Raw genomic sequence first — 8,652 nt, 5'->3', positions numbered from 1 at the left:
TATTATTATGTGAAATTTATATTAATAAATAATGTAAAGCTACACTTATCCACTAATTTTTTGATATCAAAATATAAACATTGCTAAAGGTGTAGCTATTATTACAGTCAGTATAGCTCTCCAAAACCAAATTTCAAATATTATCTTTATATCTATTGGTATTTCTGTTGACATTACACAAGGTATTGATGCTGACAAAAATAAGATTTCTGATATACATAATACTCCTACTATAAATCTACTTACCAATGGTAAACCCGCACACAATATAGCCGGTACATACATATCTGCAAAAGACACAGCTATGCTTTTCGATACTAGTAAAGTATCTCCTAGTCCCAATAACTTTACTAATGGATAAAAAATATATCCTAAGTAATCAAAAACCGGAGTATAATTAGCTAATATTAGTGAAATTACACCTATGCTCATTATATTAGGTCCTATTTCTAAACCTAATTTTATTCCTTCTTTTAAATTCTTTTTTGTGTTTTTTAATATAGAATCTGATTTAATAAACACTTCCATTCCTGCTAAATATGCTCTTTTAAAATAACTACCTTTTTCATCCTGTTCTAAATTTGGAATTGCAGAATAATAATAACTATTAGATAAATTTTTTAAAGGTCTAATTCTAGAAGTTATTGCTGTAACAGTAAATGTAACAAACAGAGTTATCCAAAAAAATTGTGTCCAATAATCCATTAATCCCAAAGTATTTGCTGTTATTATCATAAATGTTGCAGAAACAGTTGAAAATCCTGTAGCAATAACTGCAGCCTCTCTTGTAGTATACCTGCCGTCTTTATACGCTTGATTCGTTATTAACAAAGCTATAGAATAGCTCCCTACAAATGATGATACCGCATCAACAGCAGCTCTTCCCGGTACCTTAAAAACTTTTGTCATAAATGGTCTTGCAAAAACTCCTATAAACTCCATAAATCCATAATCGACTAAAAACGCTAAAAATATAGACCCTATTGGAACTATTATTATTACAGGAACTACTACAAATTTAAATACATATGGTGCTATTGTTTCTTGAATTATAACTTTTGGTCCAATGTTCAAAATTGTCATTGCTGTAAATATCAGACCTATTATTCCTAAAAAAGACATTACTATTTTAAATTTATTTATATTCCATGTTTTATTTTTAAATGGCAATAAAGCTCCAATAGTAATCATTATACTTCCTACTATTGGTATTACATTTGGAATAGCAGTAATGTTCTTTACTATATGATCTATAGGAATTGTTTTTCTACCCAAAAATTCTATAGGTATAAAAAACATAAAAATACCTATCCCAACATATACGAAAAACTTAATACTATCAATAAATCTTTCTTTCATTATTATCTTTCCTTTTATTAATAGGATTAAAGAGCAGATTGAAAATATCAATCTACTCTATATGTTTTAAATCAAAATTATCTGTACATCCCTTCCGGTCCAAATGTTACTTGGTCAGCCGGTTTCCACCATAGTGGTACTTTAATTGAGTCTGTAGTATATTTGCCTTTTCCATTTGCAACATCTTTAGCTGTTTGATATCCAGCTTGTGCATGACGTATTACTCCTATACCGGAGTCAACTGTAAGAGCTGCTGCAAGTCTTCTATCAGCTTCTTCAGTACCATCTGCTATCATAGTTACACCAGTGTGAACCGCTTCACCCATTGAGTAATTACTTTGAATTGCGATTAAATCACAACCTGCTGCACAGTTTAGTAGACCATTTAGATATGGCCAGTCAGAAATATAATCTCCGCCATCTGGCATATTTTCAGATTCAAATGTCGGATTAACTATTGAACCAGAGTCTAAGTTGTCTCTTGAGAAAGCAACTGTACCTTTAATTCTTCCTTCTCTAATAGCTTGGTTAATTGCAAGTCCAAATCTCTTTCTTTCGCCAAATCCCATATAACAAACTCTTGCCGGCATACCTTCTATTGGTAAATTCTTTCTTGCAAGTGTAATCCATCTTTCAACAAGTTTATCACCTTTACAAATTTCAAGTGCTATATCATCAGTAACTTTTAAATCTTCAGGGTCACGAGATAGGCAAGTCCATCTGAAAGGTCCTCTTCCTTCGCAGAATAGAGGTCTTAAATATGCTGCTACGAATCCTTCAATCTTCATTGCTTCTTCTCTTGGGAATCCTGCATCCATACATTCTTTTCTAATGGATGTACCATATTCAAATACTTCTACTCCATCTGCTTTTAATGCAATCATAGCTGCTAATTGGCGTTTCATAGTTTCTCTTGCTAATTGAAGATATTTTTCTCTGTCATCAATTCTAAGTTGGTCAGCCTCTTCCGGAGTGTATCCTGATGGGATATAAGAAATAGGGTCATGGCACGGACACATTTCTGAACAGATATCAGGTCTGAAATCGCTCTTTAAAACTTCTTCGTATGCATCTGCCGCATTTCCTACAAATCCAATTGAGATTGGTTCTTTTCTTGCCGCATAGTCTTTTGCCATCTTAATAGCTTCTTCCATTGATGGAGCAATTACATCAAGATAATCTTTTTCAATTCTCTTTTCAAGGGTTTTCTTATTAGCATCTACTATTAAACAAACTCCTCCATGCATCTTCATAGCCCATGTTTGATTTGTTCCCATACCACCAACACCAGCTGTCATGTAAATTTTTCCTGATAAGTCATCATTAAAAGCTTTAATAGCTATTGCGGATAGAGTTTCAAATGTTCCTTCAATAACTCCTTGAGTTCCTATGTATTCCCATGGAGCTGCTGTATATTGAGCGAATATAGTTAAGTTCTTATCTTGTAAATCATAGAATCTTTCCCAAGTAGCTTGCATAATATTTGTAGTTGCCATTACTACTGTTGGAGCTTCTTTATGTGTTTTAAATATTGCAACAGGCATACCTGATTGAACAACTAATGTTTCATCGTCTTCTAAGTTCTTTAGTGCATCAACAATTGCCCAATAAGACTCCCAGTTTCTTGCTCCTTTACCATTCCCACCATAGATAACAAGTAGTTCTGGAATTTCAGCATTTTCCATATTAAACTCTAACATTCTAAGAATAGTTTCTTGTCTCCACCCCTTACATCTTAAAGTGTCAGTATCTTTTAATCCGCCACCTTGAGCTGTTACTTTGTAAAGTATTTCAGGGTTTTCTCTGTAATATAATCCGTGTTCTCCGTTCATTTGTATGTCCTCCTTAAATTTAAACAATATTTTTAGCTTTGCTTTAGCTTGTAATCTAATTATATGAACACATCGTTAATACAGCGTTTATAAAGATTTTATTTCAAAATATTTTTTCAACTTTTTCAAAAAATAAATAACGCTTTTAAAATATAAAAGTAGATAATAGCCTTATTTTTAGCCATTATCTACTCTATGCCTAATATGTTAATTGATTTCTATTGATTAATTTTTTTTAATCATTATATTTAACGCAAGTTCACTATCTTCTGTACTAAGTAACCCCATAGCAGATAAGATATATTCTCTATCCAATAATATTTCAGAATTTTTTGGAATTAATCTTTTGCTTTCATTTTTAATACATGATGAAATTATTTTTCTATAGTTCGCAGAATTTATTATAGCTCCTCCCGTCCCAACTATATATTTTATATTTCTCAAATCTTTTCCATTTTGAATATACACATTTTGTCCGTTCAAATATCCTTGTCTAATAGTCCCAGCATGCCTTTTCACAGCTATCTCAACGCACTCAGAAGCAAGTAATTCATCAAATTCTCTCTCTTCTTTATCTTCCGGTATAAATGAAGTCTGCTTAAATCTTTTAATACATTTCTCTTTTGCATTAACTTTTTCTTTTAAAATCTTACTTCCTGATTGGTAAACTCCTATTGAAGAATATCTCATCCCAAGATCCCCTTCAACAGTTCTCTTTTCTACCATTTCTTCAAGGCCCTCTTGTTTATAAGAAATATCTATAACTGGATTTGAAATAGAGTGTACATCTGTAGTTGCACCTCCTACATCCACAATAATTAATTCTCCAAGTCCTTTTGTTTTTTCAGTTCCCTTTGACAAAAGTACTGCAGCATTTAACACAGCAGTTGGAGTGGGCATAAGTATCTCTCCTACATGTTTAGCAACTTCATTCATACCGTTTGCTTTTGTTATCAAATTCATAAATATTTCTCTAATTACTTCTTTGGCAGCATATGGATTTATTTTGTCTGTATCAGGCATTATATTTTCTGTATAAAATGCTTTTATGCCATAGTTTTTAAATATTTTTTTTATTTCATTTCGTGCATTAGAGTTACCGGCTACCACTATCGGTTTTTCTACCATATGCTCTGCTAATTTTTTAGCATTCGCTAAAATATATGATTTATTTCCCCCTTCTGTTCCACCAGATAATAAAATGATATCATAGTCTGTTTTCTTTATAATTTCTAGGTCTTCATCTGTTATATAGTAGCTAAAACTCGCCACTATTCTTCCTCCTGCTCCCATAACAACTCTTTTAGTAGCCTCTACAGTATAACTTGGAGTTATGCCTATTGTTACGATTTTAAGTCCTCCTCCAGCCGATGAACAACAAAGCGTTTTTATAATATTTATATCCTCTTTGCACTTTAAATATTTCAACATTTCAGATTTAGCTTTTTCATAGCCTTCGATTACTGATGTTTCTACCGTTGTATAAGACTTGGATTTAGCGATTATATCTTGCCTATCTTTCGATACTAATGTCAACTTTGTAAACGTACTACCAAAATCCACCAATAAATAACAGTCCATTTTTTTCTCCTCATTCAAATTTAATATTTGTCTTTAAGTATTCTACTTCCGCTGTATCTCTGTATTTATCCAAATATTTTATTGCATTATAATAGTATATATCATATGGTTCTGTTAATATTTTCTTCATATCATCATCGAACCCAACTTCATCTCTTTTTATTATGTATCCTATTATAGTTTGTATAAAATAAACATATCCAATATCTCTTGAGTTATTTATTGTCTTAACTTCCTGTAAAGCACTTTTTAGATGTTCAGAAGATTCTTTAAATTTTTCATCTAAAAAATTTACAAGCGCTAAATAAGCTTCTAGAACCGGTTTCTTCCAATATGAATCAAATCTTTTTATTATGCTTTCTGCCTTATAAAATAACTCTTTCATTGCAAAGACTTCACCTTGTAAAAACAAAGTTTTACCTGCATTTATATAAAAAATTGACAAACAAGATGCTTCTGTTTTCTCACACAGATTAATTGATTTTTGAAAATACTGCATTGCCTCTTCTAATTTGCCTTGGGCACTTCTTATTTCTCCAATGTAATTATAATTCGCAGCTGTGCTAATTGAGTTAGTCCCTTCTAAAATCCCTTCATACTCAAATGTGTCAATTGATTTTAAAAATAATTCTTCAGCCTTTTCAAACTCACCATTATTCATATAATAAACGCCATATAGTCTATAGAATATTCCAAGTTCTAAATTATCACCTACAGCTTTTGAAACCTCGATTCCCGCAACTACATGCTTTAACATCAATTCTTGATTTATTATTTGTATTGAGTATATAGCCATTTGTTTATGACCATTTAAAGCAATCTTATAATTTTTCATAGTCTCAGCGAATTGAATAACCCTATTCATTATTTTCACACCGCTATTATAATTCCCTTCTCTTATAAAATATCTACCTTTACAATATAAGAAAAGTAACTCAAATCCTAAAATGTCTTTTAGTTCTTCTTTACTATTTTCTTTTATTTTCACCTCAGATATATCTATCTCTATTCGCTCCATTAATTCTGTAACTTTAGAGTTATCTATATATAATTTAACCTGTTTACTCAATTCACAATCATTTAAGCTCGGAAATATTTCATGATTGAAATTTAAATAATATGCTAAAATATACACTTCGTACTTTAATTTCTTGATTTGATTTTTGGCTCTTTCAAAATGATATTTAAGTCTCAGATAAGTTTTTATAGTATTATTCCCTGTGACTAAATCTTTTTCTAGCATTTGACCTATTTCATTATGCATAATTTCCCTAGAATAATCATTTATACTGTTGTAGACATAGTCTTTATATGCTGAATAGGCAAAGCTAATTTGAGTTATGCCATTTTCTTCTCTTTGTTCTAAAATATTCAATTTTATTAGAGAATTTATACAGTCTATGACCTCAAAAGCATTTAGATTTAAAGCCTTAAAAATCAATTCTACATTTATATTTTCATATAATACAGACGCTATTTCTAATACTTTCCTCTCTTTTTCTTTAAGCATAGAAAACTTTTCAAAAAGTATAGCTTGTATTTTTGAATCTTCCAAAACTTTCTTTTGTTTATTGCTATATAGTTGAATATACTCACTCAAAAAGAATGCATTCCCTTTAGATTTAAAGTATATATCATCAATTTCAGATTCTTCAATTTTTGAATCTATCATTTTCTTACATATTATTTCAACCTCTTTTCTTGTAAATCTTCCTAACTCTACATACTCCAATTTATTTATATCTTTTAATGTTATAATAATATCTTCTTCGCAAATCGTATATTCATTAGATTTAGTCAACAGTAAAAATATATTCTTGTTCTTCTTTAATAATAAGTTTGTCAAAAGTTTTAAACTTAATCTATCAGCCCAATGAATATCTTCTATTGATATCACAATTTTTCTATCTTCTGATAACTTGTTAATCCCATTTACAATGGCACTATATACTAAATTAGTACTAAATTTTTCTTTACTTTCTAAAATCTTAGCTTTTGGTTGATAACTATTTTTACCTAAGAAAAAAAGTTATTTATTAAATCTGTCCATAGTAAAGGTCTCTCTATATTATTAATTTTAAACTCATTTTCAATCAATGAAATTATCTTTATCCAAGGAGAATAAGAAAATGTCTGTTCAACCTTCAAGCAATCTGCTTCAAAGAATTTTATATCTTTATTTGAATTAATTATCTCTTTCTTTAAAAAACTCTTTCCTATTCCTGCTTCTCCGCTAAGTAATATAGATTTAAAATCTTCTCCACTTTTAAAAGAATTTAGCTGTTTTTGAATTATTTCTCTATCATAATTTCTTCCAAAAAAAATCTTGTCATTATCTAAATTTTTAGATTTAGCCTTATTTATAAAACTCAAAGCACCTCTATATATTTTTGTTATTTCCTCATTTGGTTGAACACCTAAATCACTTTCTAATAAATCTTGCAATTCATAATAAGTATTTATTATCTTGTCAATTCTCTCGTTCACTTGATAAGATTTAAATAAATACAAATATGCCTCTTCATTGTACTTATCAAGTTTCAATAATTTTCTTGAACTTTGTTCTAACTCTTCATATCTTTCATGCTTAAAGTCTTGCCCCATTTTCTTGAGAATTACATCAATAAATGTTTCACCGTAAAACTCTCTTAGCTCAAACATCCAGTTTTCAAAGTCAATCACATCTTTTAAATAAAACCCTTCTAAAAATTCTCCTCTATATTTATCAATATTATTTATAGGGTCTTTTTCAAATATTTCAGTGTCAATTTTAATATCCAAATCCTCGTTAACTGTAATGATAGATTTATTTTTAGACACTAATATTTCATTCTTAAACAGATGTCTTATTTTATGTAATGCATTTCTAAGACTGGTTCTAGCTTTATGTTCACTGGAATCTGCCCAAAACATCCCACTTAGTTCTTCTCTACTAACTACTTTTTTAATCAATACATAATATAATAATGCACTAACTTTACTCATCGGAAGAATTATTTCTTCTCCATCCTCGTATATAATTGGCAATCCAAAAAAAATACAATCTATCATGTAACCTCCTAATCTTATTGGAGCAATCTCAATGTTTTAGTAACTACGGAATACACATCTTTCGCTTGAAATACTATAGCCAAATCCTGTTCTATAGCCATAGGCGCTACAATCGAATCTATAAAGTAACACTTTCCCTTTGTTGACCTGCCAACTTCTATTGATTTTTGTAAACCTGTTGGATAGTCTTTTACTTCATAATCTGTTAAATAAATTAACGCCAACATTATGCCATCATTAACTAAACCTTCTTTCCCATCATATTTATAATAATCTAAAAAGAAATCATGTATTTTTGTCAACATCTTTAAATAAGCAAGTGATGCCCAATTTATTAAATATTCACCGTAATCTATACCTTTCTTACTAAGTGTTTCTTCGTCTACATAAATTGGTAATATAAATTTTCCATTTTCATTAACTTGAGATTTTCCAAAATATTTAAATGCAACTAAATCAACTTTTAATTTGTCTATAACCTCTTTTAAACTATTTGGTGTGTAATTAAATATGTAATTCAAATCTAAATTTAACACATTTTCACTTTTTCTAGGTACTTCATTAGTATAATCAATCTTTATGTTTCCTTGCAAATAATCTTCTGAATTTATCATACAAGTTATTATATTTCCTAAAATATCTTGAATTTCTATTGAGCCTATTAATCTTATAATCTGTTTCCCTTCTCTCTTAAGTTTTTCTTCAAACAATATTGTACTTGATTCACTATTTATATATGCATCAATTAAATAATTACTTAAGTTATTAAATAAAATAAAATTCCATAAATAAAGATAATTGTCTACATTTACAGTCTTATATTTTTCGT

General features: G+C 29.4%; 6 protein-coding genes. All 6 read right to left on the bottom strand.

Annotated features, from left to right (window positions below):
* Window positions 1-66 precede the first annotated feature (66 nt).
* Window positions 67-1,359, bottom strand: a complete 1,293-nt coding sequence (locus HMPREF9129_RS07255) for a YjiH family protein (protein ID WP_004822039.1) — start codon at window positions 1,357-1,359, stop codon at window positions 67-69.
* A gap of 77 nt (window positions 1,360-1,436) precedes the next feature.
* Entirely contained in the window at window positions 1,437-3,191 is a 1,755-nt protein-coding gene (locus tag HMPREF9129_RS07250) for an N-tau-methylurocanate hydratase (protein ID WP_040552804.1), read from the bottom strand.
* Window positions 3,192-3,416: 225 nt separating this feature from the next.
* On the bottom strand, window positions 3,417-4,772 hold the full coding sequence (gene glmL, locus HMPREF9129_RS07245) for a methylaspartate mutase accessory protein GlmL (protein ID WP_040552802.1): 1,356 nt from the start codon (window positions 4,770-4,772) through the stop codon (window positions 3,417-3,419).
* 10 nt (window positions 4,773-4,782) lie between these two features.
* The gene (locus tag HMPREF9129_RS12055) at window positions 4,783-6,669 is read right to left on the bottom strand and encodes a tetratricopeptide repeat protein (RefSeq protein ID WP_004822034.1); all 1,887 of its coding nucleotides are present in this window, start codon (window positions 6,667-6,669) and stop codon (window positions 4,783-4,785) included.
* Between the two features lie 119 nt (window positions 6,670-6,788).
* A complete protein-coding gene (locus tag HMPREF9129_RS12050; RefSeq protein WP_004822030.1) occupies window positions 6,789-7,823 on the bottom strand; it encodes an AfsR/SARP family transcriptional regulator in 1,035 nt (344 codons plus the stop codon).
* 14 nt (window positions 7,824-7,837) lie between these two features.
* Window positions 7,838-8,652, bottom strand: an 815-nt coding sequence (locus HMPREF9129_RS07235; protein ID WP_004822028.1) for a hypothetical protein, incomplete at its 5' end; no start/stop codon positions are given.

It is taken from the genome of Peptoniphilus indolicus ATCC 29427 (assembly GCF_000227315.1).
Lineage (GTDB): Bacteria > Bacillota > Clostridia > Tissierellales > Peptoniphilaceae > Peptoniphilus > Peptoniphilus indolicus.
The sequence above is the reverse complement of the archived record's forward strand: the minus strand, read 5'-3'. Positions and strand labels throughout refer to the sequence as shown.